General features: G+C 69.3%; 13 protein-coding genes. 7 read left to right on the top strand and 6 right to left on the bottom strand.

The annotated features are described in order from the left end of the window. The first annotated feature begins 20 nt into the window (after nt 1–20). Both flgK and O7R11_RS02930 read left to right on the top strand, forming a co-directional pair. Nucleotides 21–2198, top strand: a complete 2178-nt coding sequence (gene flgK, locus O7R11_RS02935) for a flagellar hook-associated protein FlgK (RefSeq protein ID WP_337995990.1) — start codon at nt 21–23, stop codon at nt 2196–2198. Between the two features lie 12 nt (nt 2199–2210). Beyond that, complete coding sequence (locus tag O7R11_RS02930) at nt 2211–3743, top strand: flagellin (protein WP_337995989.1); 1533 nt, start codon at nt 2211–2213, stop codon at nt 3741–3743. Here O7R11_RS02930 and O7R11_RS02925 read toward each other — a convergent pair. From O7R11_RS02925 to O7R11_RS02905, 5 genes are all read right to left on the bottom strand, one after another. After that, on the bottom strand, nt 3731–5140 hold the full coding sequence (locus O7R11_RS02925) for a tetratricopeptide repeat protein (RefSeq protein WP_337995988.1): 1410 nt from the start codon (nt 5138–5140) through the stop codon (nt 3731–3733). The genes O7R11_RS02930 and O7R11_RS02925 overlap by 13 nt on opposite strands. Further along, nucleotides 5125–7620, bottom strand: a complete 2496-nt coding sequence (locus tag O7R11_RS02920) for an O-linked N-acetylglucosamine transferase, SPINDLY family protein (protein WP_337995987.1) — start codon at nt 7618–7620, stop codon at nt 5125–5127. Before O7R11_RS02920 ends, O7R11_RS02925 begins: the two co-directional genes overlap by 16 nt. 15 nt (nt 7621–7635) lie before the next feature. After that, entirely contained in the window at nt 7636–8019 is a 384-nt protein-coding gene (gene flaF / locus O7R11_RS02915) for a flagellar biosynthesis regulator FlaF (RefSeq protein WP_337995986.1), read from the bottom strand. Next, nucleotides 8009–8404 carry a flagellar biosynthesis repressor FlbT gene (locus tag O7R11_RS02910; protein WP_337995985.1) on the bottom strand — a complete coding sequence of 132 codons (396 nt, stop codon included), beginning with the start codon at nt 8402–8404 and terminating at the stop codon, nt 8009–8011. The genes flaF and O7R11_RS02910 overlap by 11 nt, the downstream gene beginning before the upstream one ends. Before the next feature lie 126 nt (nt 8405–8530). After that, nucleotides 8531–9412, bottom strand: a complete 882-nt coding sequence (locus O7R11_RS02905; RefSeq protein WP_337995984.1) for a flagellin — start codon at nt 9410–9412, stop codon at nt 8531–8533. 286 nt (nt 9413–9698) lie between these two features. Between O7R11_RS02905 and O7R11_RS02900 the strand changes: the two genes are divergently transcribed. Further along, complete coding sequence (locus tag O7R11_RS02900; protein ID WP_337995983.1) at nt 9699–11591, top strand: O-linked N-acetylglucosamine transferase, SPINDLY family protein; 1893 nt, start codon at nt 9699–9701, stop codon at nt 11589–11591. Further along, on the top strand, nt 11588–13036 hold the full coding sequence (locus O7R11_RS02895; protein WP_337995982.1) for a tetratricopeptide repeat protein: 1449 nt from the start codon (nt 11588–11590) through the stop codon (nt 13034–13036). The genes O7R11_RS02900 and O7R11_RS02895 overlap by 4 nt, the downstream gene beginning before the upstream one ends. A gap of 21 nt (nt 13037–13057) precedes the next feature. Here the strand turns inward: O7R11_RS02895 and O7R11_RS02890 are convergent, their stop codons facing one another. Beyond that, nucleotides 13058–14242 (bottom strand): glycosyltransferase family 4 protein, encoded by a 1185-nt coding sequence (locus O7R11_RS02890; RefSeq protein ID WP_337995981.1) that lies wholly within the window; start codon nt 14240–14242, stop codon nt 13058–13060. A 104-nt stretch (nt 14243–14346) separates the two neighbouring features. On the opposite strand from O7R11_RS02890, the gene O7R11_RS02885 reads away from it, so the two are divergent. From O7R11_RS02885 to O7R11_RS02875, 3 genes are all read left to right on the top strand, one after another. Beyond that, a complete protein-coding gene (locus O7R11_RS02885; protein WP_337995980.1) occupies nt 14347–14637 on the top strand; it encodes a hypothetical protein in 291 nt (96 codons plus the stop codon). 138 nt (nt 14638–14775) lie between these two features. Further along, on the top strand, nt 14776–16065 hold the full coding sequence (locus O7R11_RS02880; protein WP_337995979.1) for a radical SAM protein: 1290 nt from the start codon (nt 14776–14778) through the stop codon (nt 16063–16065). Between the two features lie 45 nt (nt 16066–16110). Next, nucleotides 16111–18042, top strand: coding sequence for a glycosyltransferase 61 family protein (locus tag O7R11_RS02875; RefSeq protein ID WP_337995978.1), 1932 nt, complete (start codon nt 16111–16113; stop codon nt 18040–18042). Nucleotides 18043–18068 lie beyond the last annotated feature (26 nt).

Below are 18068 nucleotides of genomic sequence, written 5' to 3'. Positions count from 1 at the left end.
CCGTAACGGGAGAGTACGCAATGTCGATTACACTGGCCTTGGGCGCCGCGATGTCCGGGTTGAGCACCGCCCAGCAAGGGCTGGACTCGATCTCGCGCAACATCGCGAACGTCAACACCGTCGGCTACACCCGCAAGGTTTTCGTGCAGGAAAGCCAGGTGCTGGCCGGAAGGGGTGTGGGCGTGCGGGCGCGGGGCCTGGAGCGCACGGTGGACGAGGCGCTGCTGCGCGACATCCGCCGCGAGGCCGCGGTGGCGGGCTCCTACTCGGTGCAGAACACCTACTACTCCCGCATCCAGGACCTGTTCGGCTCGCCCTCGGACAACAGCTCGATCGCGCATGCCATCCAAAGCCTGGCCAACCAGTTCGAGACCCTGGGCGTCGATGTGTCGAGCGTCACCCAGGCGCTCAACACCGTGCAGTCGGCGGCAGACGTCGCCGAGCAGCTCAACACCATGACCACGGCGCTGCAGAACCTGCGCCTCGAGGCCGACCGCGGCCTCGAAAGCGACGTGGACTCGGTCAACGGCCTGCTCTCGCACATCAGCACCCTGAACGCCGAGATCGTGCGCAACCAGAACACCTTCCAGGATACCGGCGACCTCGAGGATCAGCGCGACCAGGCGCTCACCGACCTCTCCGCGCTGATGAACTTCAGCTACTTCAAGCGGGATTCGGGCGAGGTGATCCTGCTCACCGCCCAGGGGCGCAGCCTGCTGGACAAGAACCCGGTCCCCCTCACCCACCAGGCGGTGACCCAGACCGCGGCGGGGCTGACCTACGAGGCGGGCAACTTCAACGGCATCTCCGCGGGCGGCGCCGACATCACCGCCGACATCTCCGGCGGCGAGATGGCGGGCTACATCCAGATGCGCGACACCACCCTGCCCGCCCTGCAATCGGAACTGGACGAACTCGCGACCCAGCTCAAGGATACGCTCAACGCGGTGCACAACCGCGGCACGCCGTACCCCGGCCTGGCGCAGAACTCCACCGGCACGCGCACCTTCATCGATTCCGCCGGCCAGTCGGTCGGCTTCGGCCCCGGCGACGTCAAGCTGGTGCTCTACAACGCCGACGGCACCCAGGCGGCGCAGTCCTCGATCAAGGACGAACTCACCGCGCTCAACGGCGGCACCCCCACCAGCAGCGGCAGCATCGACGACATCGTCGATGCGCTCAACGCCTTCTTCACCGACTACAAGGGCGGCACGCCGACCGCCTGGGCCTCGGTGGATACCGACGGACACCTGGCGATCGAAATTCCCGGGACCGAGAGCGTCGGCTTCGCGATGCGCGACGAGGACACCACCGGCGCGGCCGCCGACATCACCGTGAGCTTCGACGCCGCGGGCGGCGACGGCATCTACGAATCGGTGAGCAAGGGCTTCTCGGCGTTCTTCGGGCTCAACGACTTCTACGTCGATCCCACCGCCAACTGCCTCTACGACAGCAAGATCGTCTCCACGTCGTGGAAGGCGTCCACGGCCTCGGCGATGAGCTTCGGCATCGCGGGCGACACCGCGATCTCCACCGTCAACATCAGCCAGAACGACACGGTCTCCGACATCGCGGCGAAGATCAACGCGGACTCCGCGCTCGCCGCCGCCAACATCACCGCGAGCGTGGTCAAGGAAGGCTCGGGCGTACGCCTGCGCATCCTGCAGAACGACGGCGAGGAGATGGTGGTCAGCGAGACCACCGCCCAGGGCGTGCTCACCCGCCTCGGCATGGCGCCGTCGAAGTCCGGCGCGGCGGCGAGCCTCGAAGTGCGCGAAGACCTGACCTCCGACTCCTCGCTGCTGTCCTCCGGCATCCTGCAATACAACACGGACACCGGGCAGTACGGGCTGGCCTCCGCCGACAACTCCATCGCCAACGCCATGGCCGAGGCCTTCACCTCCGCGGCCTCCTTCGCCGAGGCGGGCAAGATCGCCGCCGGAACGCAGAGCTTCTCCGCCTATGCCACGTCGATCCTGTCGCAGACCTCGTCGGAGGCGAGCCGCGCCGCCAGCCGCAGCGAAACCCAGCAGACCCTGACCGAAAGCCTGGCGCTCAAGCAGGGCCAGATCAGCGGCGTCAACCTGGACGAAGAACTCACCCAGCTGATGATCTATCAGCAGGCCTACACCGCGGCCGCACGGGTGATCAGCACGACGCAGAGCCTGTTCGACGTCCTCAACAACATCGTAAAATAAGGGGGCATTCCGATGACCCGGGTTCCCACTCTCGCCGCCCACAGCCTGATGTCGGCCCGTCTGATGAGCACGCAGTCGCGGATCTACGACCTGCAGACCCAGCTCTCGACGGAAAAGAAGTCCCAGACCTACTCCGGCATCGCCTCCGACGCGTTGCGCCTGGTCAGCTTCGAGAACATCTCCGCGCTCAACCAGACCTACATCACCAACAACACCGTGGCCAACACCCGGCTCTCGGCGATGAGTTCGTCGGTGGACGGCGCGCGGGCCTCGCTGATCAACTTCCGCGACGACCTCAGTTCCTACCTCAACCACGACCTCACCAACATGGACGACGAGGAACTGACGAACCTCAAGGGGCTACAGGACCGCGCCTTCAACATCCTGAAGGACATCGAGTCCTACTTCGACATCAAGCTGGGCGATCAGTACCTGTTCTCCGGCGGGCGCAACGACGTGCTGCCGATCTCCATCCCCTTCGATTCGGTGGAGGACTTCCAGGCGGTCTACGACGGCAACGACATCACCGCGCCGGAAAGCCGCTTCGCCCACATGAACGACACGCTGATCACCTCGGGGGATACCGGCACCCTCACCTTCAACAACGGCGCGGGCACCATCACCGCGGGCACCGCCGGGGCGTTCAACCTGCAAACCTACACCAACGCCGCCACCGGCCCGCTGACCCTGGACGCGACCAACGGCACCCTTACCGCGGGCACCGCCGGGGCGTTCGCGAACGTCGAGGCGGGAATGACGATCCAGCTTTCCGGCAGCACCGCCGACGACCGCTTCTACACCGTCTCCGGCGTTTCCGCCGACGGCAGCACGCTGACGCTCGCGCCCGGACTGACCACCGACGAAACCCTGGCGGCGGGCGCCACGGTGAGCGTTCCGGCGATCCAGCCGGGGCAGATCACCGTCTCCGGCACCAACACCAACAACCGCACCTTCACCGTCACCGGCATCTCCGCCGACGGCAGAACCCTCACCGTGGAGCCGCCGCCGGTGACCGAGGCGGTGGCCGCCACCGGCAACGCGGCGCTCAGCAACGACATCTACTACAAGGGCGGCGAAACGGTGGTGGAGCACCGGGTGAGCGACTCCCGCAGCATCGAGCTCGGCGTCAACGCCAAGAACGGCGCGATCGAAAAGGCGATCCGCGCCATCGGCATGGTGATCCAGGGCCTGCCGACGGATTCCGTCACCGGCGAGATCGACGGCGAGGAACTCACCCGCCGCCTCAACGAGGCGCTTTCCATCGCCTCCGACGCGGTGCAGCACGAGGTCGGCAACACCGCGGAAAACGGCCAGGACTTCTCGCGCCTCGAAAACCTGCTGGCGAGCAACCAGGTGGTGCTGAAGAACGCGCTGACCAGCCAGCAGACCTACTCCACCTTCCTGGCGACGCGGATGAGCGACATGGAAGACGCCGACACCACCGAGGTGGCGACGATGATCAACGACCAGAGCACCGCGCTGCAGATCTCCTACGCCGCGATGAGCATGATCAACCAGCTGTCGCTGCTCAACTACATGGACTGAAGCGCAGCGCGCAGCGCCGCCAGGGGGACGCCCCAGTCCCCCTGGGTTTCCTGGCGCAACAGGCGGGCGGAGGGATACCACGGGCTGTCCGTCCGCCGCTGTAGCCAGCGCCAATCCCCCATCGCCTGCAACAGCACGAACACCGGCACGCCCAGGCCGCCCGCGACGTGCAGGGCGGCGGTATCGGCGGAAACCAGGGCGTCCACCTGCGCCACCAGGGCGGCGGTATCGGCAAAATCCCCAATCAGGAACGAAAGGTCGGTCCAGCCCGCCGCCGCCGCCCGGGCGGCGTGGCCCTCTCCCAGTTGCAGGCTGAAGATCTCCGCCTCCAGGCCGGAGAGGGCGGCGGCCAGGGCGTCGAAATCGACGGCGCGGCTGCGCGGTTTCGGCTTGTCGGACCAGACCACGCCGATGCGCGCCCGCCCGCCCCGGCGGGGCGGCAGGCGCGGCGCTTCCGGCGCGCGGAGGAACGGCACGCCGCCGGGCAGGCCGTCCGGGCGCGCGCCCAACAGCCCGGGCAGGCTCGCCATGGGAATTTCCGCGGCGCATCCGTCCGGCGCGCCGCGGTCGAGGCACGCCGCAACCCCCGGAACCGTGGACAGCAGCCGCCGCAGCGGCGCGGGCGCGGTCAGAACCACCGGGCATCCCGCACGCTCCGCCGCCGGGGGCACGAACCGCGCGAACTGGACATGGTCGCCCAGCCCCTGTTCGCCGCGCACCCACAGCCGCGCATCGGGCGGCAGCCGCTCGCCGCGCCAACGCGGGCAGGCGGCGGGAGGATAGGCCTCCCGGAAGACCCGGCGGCGCCAGCGCCATTCGTACTCCGGCCACGCCTCGGCCCAGCGCCCGGCGCGCAGCAGGGCGAAGGCGCGGGCCATGTGCGCCTCCACGTGGTCCGCATCCAGGGCGATCGCCCGTTCCGCCGCCGCCGCCGCCTCGCCGCAGCGCCCGAGATCGGTGAGAACGGAGCCGAGATTGGCCCATGACGACGGAGAGCCGGAGCGCGCCTCGGCGACGGCGCGCAAGTGCGGTTCCGCCTCGGCGGGGAGCCCCAACGCGGCCAGGCAGGCCCCCAGGCTTTCCCGGAAGCCGAGGTCGCCCTGGCGCGCCGCGGCGAACGCCAGGTGTTCGCGCGCCGCCGCCGGGTCGCCGCCTTGCAGCAGCGCCAGCCCCAGGGCATGGCGGATCGCCGCATCGCCGGGGGCCAGCCCGGCGGCGCGGGCAAGGTGCGCCAGCGCCGCCTCCGGCTCGTCCATTTCCCGCAGCGCGCTGCCGAGAACGTAGTGCGCGTCGGGGGACTCCGGAGCCTCGGCCAGGGCCTCGCGCGCGGCGGCGGCGGCGGCGGCGGGGCGCCCCGCCTCCAGATACCCCATGGCGAAGATCAGGTCTTTGCGCATGCCGCCCGCAGCTCCTCGTCGAATTCGGACGGGCCGAGGCCGCAGCGCGGCCCTGCGGCGCACCAGCGGCGCCACATCGCGCGGTAGGCGTCCTCCATGGCGGCGGCCTGCCCCGCTTCGTCGCAGAGGAGGGAATGCTCCAGCCGCCACCGGATATCCCGGCGCATCGCGTCCAGCTCCGTCCGCCGTGCGGCCCAGCCGACGGCCCGGAACACGTAATCGTCCACATCGTCGGCGAGGAAAACCGGATCGACGCCCACAGCGGACAGCAGGGTCTCGCCGACGCGGGCGGCATGGCGGTCGCCGCGCAGGGAGAGAACCGGCACCCCCATGGACATCGCCTCGCACGTCGTGGTGGTGCCGTTGTAGGGAAAGGTGTCGAGCGCCAGGTCGATCTCGCCGTACATCCCCAGGTGTTCGCCCAGGGTCGCCGTAAAGGCACGCAGGACCAGGCGCTCCGCCGCAATGCCGCGGGCGGCGAAGGCGTCCAGAACCCAATCCCGGGTCGGCGCATTGGCGTATTGCTTCGCCTTGAGGAGAAGGCGCGCATCCGGCGCTTCCGCGAGAATGCGCGCCCAGGCGTCGAAAACCCGGTCGTTCAGCTTCAGCGCCGCGTTGAACGAGCCGAAGGTGAACGGCCCGCCCGCCGCCATCGGCCCCGCCGCATCCTCCGGCCGGTCGTTCACCGGACGGTAGCAGACGAACGGGCGCGGCAGCCGCACCAGTTCCTCGGTGGCCAGGGCATCGTCCTCTCCCGGCGGGTCGGTCACCGCATCGACGATGCGGTAGTCCATGGCCGGCAGCCCGGTGGTGTTGGGATAGCCCAGCCAGCTCACCTGCACCGGCGCGGCGCGGCGGGCGAGCACCGGCAGCAGGTTGTTGCCGGTATGCCCGGCGAGGTCCACCAGAATGTCGATGCCGTCGGCGCGGATCCGCTCGCGGATCTCGTCCCAGGTCATGGCGGCCACGTCGCGCCATGCGTCCGCCGTCTCGGAAAGCCAGCCGGTCATCCTGTCGCGCTGCTGGGTGAAGCTGTAGGCATAGACGCGCACCTTGGCGCGGTCGTGGCCGCGCACCACCGCCGCCATGAAATAGGAGACGGAATGCGCCCGGAAGTCCGGCGACACATAGCCGACCCGCAGGGGACGCTCCGGGTCCGGATCGTTGGCGAAGGCGAACGCCGGGTCCGCGCCGCGCCCGCCGAACCGCGCGCCGTAGGCGCGGTGCGCGGCGGCGACTTCCGCCGGGCTCCGCGCGATGCTGTAGTTCAAGAGGTAGAGCCAGTTGGAGACGAAGGCCACGGTCTTGGGCTGCACCGTCGCCATCGCCTGGCCGAAGCTTGCGGTCGCCGCGTCGATGTCGCCGCGCGCGATCTGCAACAGGCCCAGAAGGTCGTAAAGCTCGCGCGCCGCGGGGTCCAGGGCGAGGGCCGCCAGGGCATGGGTCTCCGCCTCGAGGTGGCGGTTCTCCACATACAGCAGCACCGCCAGCTGATAGTGCGCGGCGAAGTCGTCGGGGTTCTCGGCGAGAAGCGCGGCGAACACCGCCTCCGCCTCGGAAATGCGGCGGGTGCGGGCATAGAGGGTGGCGATCTTGAGGCGCATGTCCCGGTCGCCCGGGCGCAGCCGCGCCGCCGCGTCGAAGGCGGCCTGCGCCGCGGCGTCCTCCCCCCGGTCGAAGGCGACGGTGGCGATGCCGAGCTGCGCCTCGAAGAAATCCGGCGCATCGGCCAGAACCGCCGCGAAACACGCCTCCGCCTCGTCGAAACGGCGCATCTGCAGCAGGGCGTTGCCCCGGTTGACCCGGGCGACGGGGTGGTTCCGCCAGGCCCCGGGCAGACGGTCGAGAACGCCCAGAGCCTCCTCCGGGCGTTTCTCTCCCAGAAACCAGGCCGCAAGGACGGCGAGAAGGTCGGGATCGTCCGGATGCCGCGCGAGGCCGTCATCGAGGACGGCGCGCGCGGCGGCGGTTTCCCCCGCGCCGCGCTCGCGCCGCGCCCAGGCGGTCCACAGCCCCGGTCCGCAGTCCGCCGCGCATGCGGCGCGGAAGGCGGCGCGCCCGGCGGCGGGGCCGCCCGCGTCCCAGGCCGCCTCGGCCTGCGCCAGGCGGGTGTCGGGCCGCCGCGGCGCGGCATGCGCGGCGCGGGACAAGGCGGCATGCGCCGCGGCGGCGTCGCCTGCGGCGGCATGGCAAATGCCGCTCTGGAAGGAAAGCGCCGCGATCTCCCCGGCGTCGGACAGGCACGGCAGCACGGCGTCGATCTCCGCCGCCGCCGCCGCGGCATCGCCGCGCGACACCGAAACCGCGGCGCGCAGTTGCGCGAGGCACGCCGCCCCGGCGTCCGCCGCGCCGATTCCGTCGAGCAGAAAGGCGGCCCCTTCCGGATCTCCCATCTGCAAGCGCCGCCATGCGGCGCTCACCGCCGGTTTGGCGGGCAGGCGGAAAAGGTCCGTGGCGAAAAAACGCTCCTCGAGGGCCACCCCTCCCTCCCGAGGTCAGTCGGCGTCCGGCTTCTCGGGGGCAGTCCGCAGACCGGCGGCGAGGTTGCGGTTGATGTTGACGAGGACTTCGAGGTCGGCGGCATTGCGGGTGCGCAGGGCCTTCGCCGTCTGCTTATCGACGAAGATGCTGAGGCTCATGATGTTGGCCTTGATTTCCGGCGGCAGCATGTTGCTCGGCTCCACGATGTCCGCCTGGATGATCGTCCACAGCAGGTGGTTGAAGCGCAGGGCCTTGCCGAATTCCGTGGGGTTCTCGGTCAGCTTCTTCGCGTCTTCGAGTTTCAGCGCCGCCTTGGTGAAAGCCATCGCCTCCAGCTCGCGCCCGGACAGGTTCGCGGTCTGAGCCTGCTGGTAAGCGCGTATCCGTTCATTCGCCATGTGACATGACCTCCGCCTCGTAATCGATCAACTTCCGGCACGATTTCAGTGCCTTATAATGGTCTCCAGCGATGATGTACTCGGATGTTTCCATCATCAGGTCCAGGCCCTCGTCCCCCAGAGGCAATACCAGCAACTGTTTTAGCAGTAAAAAGTAAAATTTGTGGAAACTCCGCTCCTGCTCGGGCGTGACGTACATGTTGAGGATGGTGTAGTAGATTTTTTTCGCGACGGTATCCGCCGCGTCCTCCGTCATGATGTCCTTCTCGCGCAGCACCGGCACGTGGTTGAGAACGACGAACTCCGACTTGCCGTCGCCGTTCTGGAGAACGGCGTTGCCGATCAGGATCTTTTCGTTTTTCCGCAGGGTGAGTTTCAGGGGCATGAGCCGTCCTTGAGCATGCGGGCCCCCCCGCCAGCGCATTATGCGCAAAGATGCCGGGCCTGCCTAGGCCGGAAAACGAAGCGGCGGACCGAAGTCCGCCGCCCGTTACCGATATCCTGCGGCGCCTTAGAACAGACGCAGGATCGACTGTTCGGACTGCTGCGCGATCGACAGGGCGATGGTGCCCAGCGACTGGCGGGTTTGCAGCGCCAGCATGTTCGCGGACTCTTCGTTGAGGTCGGCGTTCACCAGGTTGGCGGCGCCGCTCTCCAGGGTGTTGATCAGGTTGTCGGTGAATTCCTGCCGGATTTGCAGCAGGGAGGCGTTGATGCCGAAGGTCTGGGAGGTGGTGCGCACGGTGGTCAGCGCGGAATCGATTTCGTTGATCGCGGAATCGATGACCGACGCATGGGTGCCGTCGGTGATCGCCCAGGCGGAGGAGCCGGTGGAAGCCGCGTTGAGGTTCAACGAGCTGGCGTCCGAGCTTTCGCCATTGATGGTGATCTCACGCTTCGGCGACGCCGTGGTGTCTTCCGAGAACTTCACGGTCAGGTTGTCGGCCTTGGTGGTGGTCTCGTTGGAGCTGCCGCGGATCAGGTTGATGCCGTTGTAGGAGGCGTCGTTCACCAGATTGTCGATCTGGCTGCGCAGCTCGTTGAACTGGGAGACCAACTTGTTGCGGGTGGTGGTATCGGTGGCCGCGGTGGACTTCGCCGAGGAGGCGATAGCCTTCATCTGCTTCAACACGTCTTCGACGCTGGTCAGGGCGTCGGTCGTGGTGGTCAGCACCTCGATGCCTTCGTCGATGCCGGACTTGATGGTGGCAAGGTCGGAGGCGCGGGCGTTCAGGTTGCGCGAGGTGAAGAACGACAGCGCGTCGTCGATGGCGCTGTTGACCCGCTTGCCGGTGGAGAGGCGTTCCTGCGTCTGCCCGATGAGATCGGTGGTGCGTTGCAGCGACAGCAGGTTCGTCCGCGTGGCGGACGACAAGGTGATGCTATTGGCCATGGCTCATGCTCCTATTCTAGGTTGGGCCGGACATATCGGCATTGGGCGCACGACGCTTCTCGCCGCTCGTCCCAACGTTGGGGTCATCATGCCAGCCCGATAGTCCGCGATCAAGCTTCATTGCCGGAATGCCCTTCCCGGCATGCTCGCATGCATACACCATGAAGGTTACCAAAGACCTAACGAGTCGCGCACGGGCGAAACGCATGGATTTGACGCGGCGGAGCGGTTGCCGCATGCTGCGACTCGGAAAGTCGTTCCTTCCCCCTGCCCAGGACGCGTTTTCATGCCGCAGCCCGCCCTGACCGCGCGCCTCGCCAAGCTCAGCCTGACCGCGCTCACCGGCAACCGTCCGGAGGAGGCGGAATCCTTCTGCCGCCTCGGTCTGATGACCGACCCGGAGGCCGGAGTGTTCCACCATCACCTCGGGGTGGCGGCGCTCCTGCGCGACGACGCCGCGGCGGCGCTGCCGCACCTCCTGCACGCGGTGGAGGCCTACGGCGAGGACTCCTCCGATGCGGCGCGCGACGCATGGCGCGACCTCATCGTCGCGGACCTGATGGCCGGGCACGGCGCGGACGCCTTCGCCCACGCCTTTGCGGCGGAGCGCCGCTGGCCCGCCGATCCGGCGGTGGCGCGGCTGATGGCGCAGGCGGCGGAAGCCGTGGGCGACATCGACACCGCCGCCGCGCGCTACGCCCGCGCCCTGGAAAACCTGCCGCCGCACCACCCGAGCCGCGCCGAGGTGGCCTTCTCGCTCGGCACCGTGCTCTACGGCCGTCAACGCCTGAGCGATGCGATCGCGGCCTTCCGCCACGCCATCGACGCCGACCCCCGCCACGCGCGGGCCTGGTGCAACCTCGGCAACGCGCTTTCCGACGCCGCCCATCCGGCGGAGGCGCTGCGCGCCTTCGAGACCGCGCTCGCCATCGACCCCGCCTACCGCCACGCCCACGGCAACGCCCTGCATGCCCTGCACTACCTGCCGGGACAGAGCGCCGCCTCGCTGTTGGCGCAGCACCGCGCCTGGGCGCGCCAGCACTTCCCCGCCACGCCGCCGCGCCCGGCGGCGCCGAAACGGGGCAAGCGCCTGCGCGTCGGCCTGGTCTCCGAGGACATGCGCCGCCACCCGGTGGGCTTCTTCTGCGCCGGATGGATGCCGCACGCCCGCGCCGCGGGGATGGATGTCACCGTCTATTCCAGCAACCGCGACGACGACCCCCTCACCGACGCGCTGCGCGACGCGGCGGCGGCGTGGCACGCCGTCGCCCCCCTCTCCGACGAAGCCCTCGCCGCGCTGATCCGCGAGGACCCGCCGGACGTGCTGATCGACCTCGCCGGGCACACCGGGCGCAACCGCCTGGGCGTGTTCGCGGCGCGCCCCGCGGCGTTGCAGGCCACCTGGATGGGGTATGTGGGCACCACCGGGCTGCCGCAGATCGACGGCCTGATCGCCGACCGCGTGCACGTGCCGCAGTTGGAGGAAGCCGCCTACGTCGAGGAAATCTGGCGCATGCCCGCGGGCTACGTCTGCTACGCGCCGCCGGACTACGCCCCCGCGCCGCAGGGCGGCGCGGCGCGGCGCAACGGCTACGTCAGCTTCGCCGCCTTCCACAACCCGTCGAAGCTCAACCCCGACCTCATCGCCGCCTGGGCGAAGATTCTCGCCGCGGTGCCGGACAGCCGCCTGCTGATGACCTTCCGCGGCCTCGACGACCCGCTGGTGCGCGACTACCTGGAGCGCACCTTCCAGGCCCACGGCATCGCCGGGGAACGCCTGCACATCCGCGGCCGGATACCGCACGAAACCCTGCTCGGCCTCTACAACGACTGCGACTTCGCGCTCGATTCCTTTCCCTACGCGGGCGGGCTGACCACGGTCGAGGCGCTGTGGATGGGCATTCCGGTGATCACCGCGCCGGGGGCCACCTTCGCCAGCCGCCATGCCACCAGCCACCTCACCTTCGGCGGCTTCGCGGGCGAGGTGACGGGCGGCCCCGGCGACTACGTGCGCACCGCCATCGCCTGGGCGAATTCCCCGGCGATGCTGGACGCCGACCGCGCGGCGCGGCGCGCCCGCTTCGCCGCCTCGCCGCTGCTCGACGGCGCGCGCTTCGCCGCCGACCTGGCGTCCCTGCTCGAAGCCGCCCTCGCCCGCCCGGCGGAGACCCGCCGATGAGCGGCCCGGGCGGCCGTATCGACGACGCGGACTGGACCCCGCCGCCGGATGCCTCCCCCGCGCTGCGCGCCGGACTGGCGGATCTGGCCGCGGCCCGCTTCGCCGCGGCGGCGGAGAGCCTCGCCGCGGCGGCGGAAAGCGCGTCCGACCCGCACGCCGCCTATCGCCTCGGCGTCGCCCAGGCCCTGGCCGGAAACCGCGCCGCGGCGATCGCCACGTGGAAGCGCACCCTGCGCCTCGACGCCGCGTTCGCCGCCGCCCTCTACGACCTCGCCGTGGCCCACGCCGAAGGCGGCGACGCCGCCGCCGCGGCGATCGCCCTTTCCCGCCTCGTCGCCCTCCACCCGGACCACGCGGCGGGGCGCTTCAACCTCGGCAACCTCCTCTTCCGCCTCGGGCGCGCCGCCGAGGCGGTGGACGCCTACGCCCCCCTCATCGCCGCCGCGAACCCGCCCCGCGACGTCCTGCTCAACACCGGGCGCGCCCTGCGCCGCCTCGACCGGCTGGACGAGGCGGACGCCTGCTACTGCCGCGCCCTGCTGGACGACCCCGACGACCATGCCGCGCACTGGAACCGCGCGCACGTGCTGTTCCTCGCCGGACGCTGGGCCGAGGGCTTCGCCGCCTGGGAGCACCGCCTCGCCCTCGGCCTCGGACCGCCGCTCCGCCCCCGCCTGCCGGACTGGCGCGGCGGGCCGCCGCCGCCGCGCCTGCTCGTCGTCGCGGAACAGGGCCTGGGCGACACCATCCAATGCCTGCGTTACGTTCCCCTTCTCGCGGCGCGCGGCTGCGCGGTCACCCTGGCCCTGCACCCGCCTCTCGCGGCGCTCGCCCGCACCCTGCTGCCGGAGGCGGCGGCGATTCCCCTCGACATGGCGGAAACCGCCGAAGCCGACGCCTGGGCGCCGCTGTTCAGCCTGCCGCACCGCATGGGCCTGCCCGACCCCGGCGCCGCGCCGGAGCTCGCCGCCCGCGCGCCGTTTCCCGCCGCCGCGCCCGCCGCCGGGCGGCGGCCGCGCATCGGCCTGGCGCGGGCGGGCAACCCGGCGCACGACAACGACCGCTGGCGCTCCCTGCCCGTGGAGGAGACCGCCCGCATCGTCGCGGCGCGGCCCGGCGCGGAGTGGATTTCCCTCAATCCCGGCGCGGACATGCCGCCGGGGGTGGCGCAGCCGGAGCTTGCCGACTTCCTCGCCTCGGCCCGCCTCGCCGCCGGGCTCGACCTGGTGATTTCCGTGGATACCGCCGCCGCGCACCTCGCCGCCACCCTCGGCGTGGCCACGTGGATTCTCCTGCCTGCGGAACCCGACTGGCGGTGGGGGCGGCGCGGCGCGGCGACGCCGTGGTACGCCTCCGCCCGCCTGTTCCGCCAGGCGGACCTCGGCGACTGGCCGCCGGTCGCCGCCGCCGTGGGCGACGCCCTCGGCGCATTGCCGCCGTCATAGAAAAAGCCGGAAGCCGCGCCCCTACAGCCAGCCGAGGGTGGAGAGCAGGGCGTCGATCTTGTCCGGCCAGGCCCATTCGCGCAGGAATGCCGCGCCGCGCGCGCCGGTTTCCGCCGCCTCGGCACGGTTGGCGAACACCCATTCCAGACGTTCGACGGCCTCGTCCGGGTCGCTTTCCCCCCAATCGAGAAAGAGGTCCGGGGCGTCGTCGGCGGTGCCCGCGACCGTGCCCTGCACGGTCAGCGCGAGAGACGCGCCGGGCCGGGCGAGCAGGTCGCGGTGGCCGGTGTTGGCGGAGAGAATGGCGGGCACGCCGCAGGCCATGCATTCCATGGCGACGAGGTTGGTGCCGCCCTCGCAGCGGTTGGGGAACAGGCCGACGTCGCATTCCCGCAGCAGGCGCGGCATCTCGGCATGCGCCACCTCGCCCAGGTCGATCACCGCATCCGGCGGCACCCCCTGGGAGGCCAGCCACTCGGCGATCCGCCAGGCGCCGGTTTCCGCATCGCGCCCGGGACGGCCGACGCCATGGGGGGATCTCTCCAGGCTCGCCACCGAGGCATCCCAATGATTGTGCCAGGCGACCATCAGAAGGGCCTCCGGATGCCGCGCGTGGAAGCGGCGGAACGCCTCCACCACGATGTCCTGCCCCTTGCGGAACTCCAGCTTGCCGCCGGAAAACACCACGAAGCGTCCGGCAAGCGCCCCGTCCTTCGGCGCGGGGTGGAAGCGCGTGAGATCGACCCCCTGCGGGCAGAAGACGACGTTCCCGAAGCCGTGATCGCGCAGCACCTCGGCGTTCCATGAGGATCCGGCGACCATTCCGGCGAAACGGTCCTTCGCCCGCGCCAGGTCGGCGGCGGGAATGGCGCGGTGTTCGAAAAACACCACGCCGATGTCCGGCATGCCGGAGATGTAGTCGATGGCGTCGGGCGGGGCGAGGTCGTTGCCGAGGCCGAGCAGGAAGGGATAGTCCGCCTGCACCGCCCCCTCGCCGAGGGAAAAGAATTCCTGTTCGATGAACCAGCGGGAGCGCAGAGGCGCGATCAGCCGCGCCTGCAACGGATCGGGGGTGAAGGTGGGGGAAATGTAGACCGGCACCGGCGCCAGCCCGCGCGCCGCGCCGCGCAGCATCAGGGCAAGCCCGTAAACCCCCCATCCGGTGGTGCCGCCGACCTGCCAGCCGATGCCGAACCTGCGCGCCATGCCCATTCCCCCAACCTGCCGCCGCCGCCGGATTTGTCCCATGACAGCCCTGGGAGCTTCCGCTATGGTGGCGAAGCCATTCGTTTTTACCAGGGGTTGGAGCCATGAGTGAAGGATTGATTGAACGCGTCCAGGGGCTGCTGCAGGAGGTTTCCGCCGACGTCAACCGCATGTACGAACAGTCTCTCGGCAACAACGAGACATTCCTGTCCGCGCTGGACGACGTGGCCGCCAACGTTCTGGCCATGCAGTCCATCATCGCCGCCCTGGTCAAGACCTACCCGGTGGACATGGACGAGGCCAAGACCTGGCTGAAGGCCAACATGGACCCCGAAGGCGAGGGAACGGACAAGGCCGAGGCGGTGGTCGAGTTCCTGCTCGCGCCGAAGGCCTGACGCCCCGGCGGACGGCTTCGCGGCGATGCCCGGCGTCACACGCCGGGCGGCGCGCGATCGAATCTTAATTTTATTGAATCTTAACGGGTCGATCCATAGGCTTTCGGCACCCCTTGACGAATCGGAGGACCTACCGCCATGGAAGCTGTCGCCGACACCAAAGACACGACTACCGGACCCGCGGCCCTCGCACCGATCTCGTGGAAATACGAGTTCGTGAAGACGACGCATCGGGCCCTCACCCGGCGGAACTTTTTCTGGCTCGGGCAGACCTGCAATATCCGCTGCACGTTCTGCTACTTCCTCGACCGGATCAACAGCAAGGAACACCCCGAGCACGCCTTCATGAGCTTCGAGAAGGCGCGCGACATGTGCGCGACGATGCGCTTCCACTACGGCTGCGAATCCATCGACATCCAGGGCGGCGAGCCGACGATCTTCAAGCCGATCAACGACCTGGTGCGCTACTGCGCGTCGATCGGCCTGCGCCCGACGCTGATCACCAACGGCATGGTCCTCGCCCACAAGCACCGGGTCGAGGAACTGCGCGACAGCGGCCTCTACGACGTCATCCTTTCGGTCAACGGCCTGCGCGAAGTCTACGACGCGATCGCCGGCGTGCCGGGCGGGCACAAGAAACAGACGTCGGCGCTGCAGAACCTCGCCGAGGCCGGCGTGCCGATCCGCTTCAACTGCGTGCTCAGCAAGACCGCCCTGCCGCAGTTGATGGAGATCGCCGAACTCGCGGTCGCCCACCGCGTCCGAGTCGTCAACTTCATCGCCTTCAACCCGTTCGAGGACCAGGCGAAGCAGGGCAAGCGCACCGCCGAGAACGTGCCGTCGTATTCCGAGGTCGCCGGGTACCTCAACGGCGCCATCGCCCATCTCGAGGCGCACGACATCGAGGCGAACGTCCGCTACATGCCGATCTGCTTCGTCCGCCCGGAACTGCGCAAGAACATGTTCAACTTCCAGCAGCTCTCCTACGACCTGCACGAGGGCCACTACGCCTCGTGGTGCTGGAGCTTCGGCATCAACCAGCGCATCTCCACCCAGCCTCTCGACGAGCCCTACGACCTGCGCACGCAGACCTTCTCGCCGGGCATCGGCCACGTTCCGGCGACGCACGTCCTGGCGCCGGGATGGGAGGAAAAGCCGTTCGAGAACACCCCCGAACTGGTGCGCGCCCACGGCCGCCTGCGCGCGTCCGAGCACGTCCGCTACGCCTACTCGGCGAAGTGCGCGCGCTGCGCCGCGAAGGCCATCTGCGACGGCTTCCACAGCGACTACTCGGACATCTTCGGCACCGACGAGGCCCGCCCGATCACCGACCACGCGCCCACATCCGATCCCACCTACTACGTCCGCCACCAGCGCAAGGTGGTCGAGTGCCAGGATTACGATTGGGCCCTGGAGTCCAAGGACTGACCGCCAGAAGGCGGAAAAACCGAAGCGCTTGAGGGAACTTACAGAATGTATTGGGAAGCCCTGAATCTGGCTCTTGAGGCCCATGCCGCCGGGCGCTTCAACTCGGCACGCTCGTTCTACGTCAACTTCTCGACGGATCTGCTGTCGGTCCGGATGACGCCGGAGGCTCTGCTCGACCTCGACCGCGCCGCCGTCGGCGCGGCCATCGAGGCCGAGACCCAGGATCCGCGGAGCCTGGAATACCTGCTCGCCGTCCTGTGCATCCTCGAAGACAAGACCCTCTCGCTGCGGGCCGCCGAGCGGCTCTACGCCATCGCGCCGAACCGCAAGAGCGGCGTGCTCCTCGCCGACCTCCTGTGGGAACGGGGCGACCGCGAGGCGGCGTTCGCGCTCTATGAGCGATACCTCGACGGCGACTACCTCGACCCGGTGCGCGACGGCAAGGAGCCGCCCCAGGACTTCCGCCAGGTTCCCGCCCACCACCGCTACGGGCTGATGCTGGCCGAAAGGGGCCGCCAGGAAGCGGCGCTGCCGCACTTCCGCCGCGCCCTCGGCGTCGCCGCGTCGCTGTCGCGCATGGCGGGGGCCATCGCCTGCGACGGCGGGCACGGCCGCGCCCACATGGCGCTGTCGCAGGTCGCGGCGCAACGCGGCATGGACGAGGATCTCGCGGTCCTGCTGACGATCCTGGCGATCCGCATCGGCGACGTCGAGGGCGCGTTGCGCCTCTACGCCACCCTGCCGGAAGAGGCGCGGACCTCGTACCTGATCTCCGAAGCCCTCGGCAACCTCCTGATCAGCGTCAAGCGCTTTGCCGAAGGCGTCGATATCCGTTCCCTCCCCATGGGGTTTTCGCCGGAAACCATGGCGAACATCGACGGCTACGTGGTCAAGACCTCGAGCTTCCATTATCTCGCGCCGCCCGGAAAGGACACGGAGGAGATCCCGGACGAGGACGCCAAGCCGCCGGAGGTCCATACCGGCCGCCACGCGCCGAAGATCATCCCGTGGGCGGGGATGAGCGACTTCGACGAAAAGGCCTGCATCGCGGTGTTCGAGAACGCGACGGTGCTGGGCGGCGAATGGCTGATCCTCACCCCCGACGACGCGGTCTATCAGGACGTCTTCAAGGACATTCCGCACGGCCCCGACGGCCCGCACTTCTCGTTCTACGCCCCCTACTACCACCACCGTCATCGCGCCCGCCTGATCCAGCCGCTGCCGCGCAGCCGCTTCGAGGCGGACGCGATCCTGCTCGGCGGCTCCTTCAACTACTACCACTGGACCACCGATTTCCTGCCGCGCCTGGTGGCGATCGCGCAGAACCCGGCGTTCGACGGCTTTCCGCTGATCGTCAACCAGGACCTCGCGCCGTTCCAGAAGGAGGCTCTGGCGATGCTGGGGGTGCCCGAGGAACGGCTGCTGCCGATGCCCTACCCCTCGTCCTATACCTTCCGCAAGCTGATCGTGCCGGTGCTCGGCCCGACGCGGCTGTTCGCCAAGACCAACTTCCTCAAGGTCAACAGCGCCCTCATCGACGTTTTCGCGCAGGCCGACCAGCCGCGGGAGCGGACCCGGCGGATCTACATCAAGCGTGGGGAAACCCGCCACCGCCGCCTGATCAACGAGGACAAGCTGATCGCCGCCCTCGCCGCGCGCGGCTTCGAGATCGTCGATACCGCCACCCTCGCCCTGCCGGACGAAATCCGCCTGTTCCAGGAGGCGGCCTGCATCGTCGGCCTGAGCGGCGCGGGACTCGCCAACATCGTCTACTGCGCCAAGGGCACGAAGGTCGTCGAACTCGGCATTCCGTTCTTCGAATGCGATTACTTCGAACCGATCTCGAAGATGCGCGGCCTGGATTATTCGGTGGTCTGGACCCACGGCATCGAACGCCTGCTCGACCACTTCACGGTATGGAACTGCGAAATCGGCGACGAAGAAATCGCCCGCGTGCTGGAAAAACTTCCGGCCTGACCGCCCCCGAGAAGGAGGGGAAAACG

The sequence above is a fragment of the Oleispirillum naphthae genome (assembly GCA_027864655.1).
GTDB classification, from domain to species: domain Bacteria; phylum Pseudomonadota; class Alphaproteobacteria; order Rhodospirillales; family Rhodospirillaceae; genus Oleispirillum; species Oleispirillum naphthae.
This window is presented reverse-complemented; position numbering and strand designations above follow the sequence as displayed.